The 465-nt window shown below is 71.2% G+C and carries 1 protein-coding gene; it reads right to left on the bottom strand.

From position 1 onward, the window contains the following. Positions 1-465: MATE family efflux transporter (locus AACY45_RS28430; RefSeq protein ID WP_339548796.1), on the bottom strand; the 465-nt coding region annotated here is incomplete at both ends.

Here is a 465-nt window from a genome sequence, read left to right as displayed (position 1 = left end):
CATCGCCAAGGCCACCGCGTGCACGCCAGGTGCCGCCGGAAACGCCGCGACGATCGGCCAGCGCGCCACCACGATCACGATCGCAAGCAGGCCCGTGAACAGCGCCGCCAGCCCGGCCGCGATCACGGTGCGGGGTACCGCCAGCGCGGGCGTCCCCTCGCCCATGGCATTGCCGACGCGCACGCCCGCCGCCGATCCAAGCCCCAACGCGACCCCGAAGGTGACGTTGTGGACCGAGAAGACGATCTGGAAAGCGTGCGCGGTCACCGGTCCGAAATCGGTCGACAAGGCAATCAGAATCGAAAAGCCCGCCAGCTCCAAGCCCGAGGCGATTGCGGGCACGATCCCGAAGCGCGCCGGCCGCACAGCACCGGGCACCGCAGCCACCCATGCCCGCCGCGAAAGATCGCGCACGCCGCGCGCCCGCGCATTGTCTGTCGTCCACACCGCCGCCAGCATGCCCCC

The sequence above is a fragment of the Pseudomonas sp. RA_35y_Pfl2_P32 genome (assembly GCF_963970735.1).
In the GTDB taxonomy this organism is placed as follows: Bacteria; Pseudomonadota; Gammaproteobacteria; order Pseudomonadales; family Pseudomonadaceae; genus Aquipseudomonas.
The sequence above is the reverse complement of the archived record's forward strand: the minus strand, read 5'-3'. Positions and strand labels throughout refer to the sequence as shown.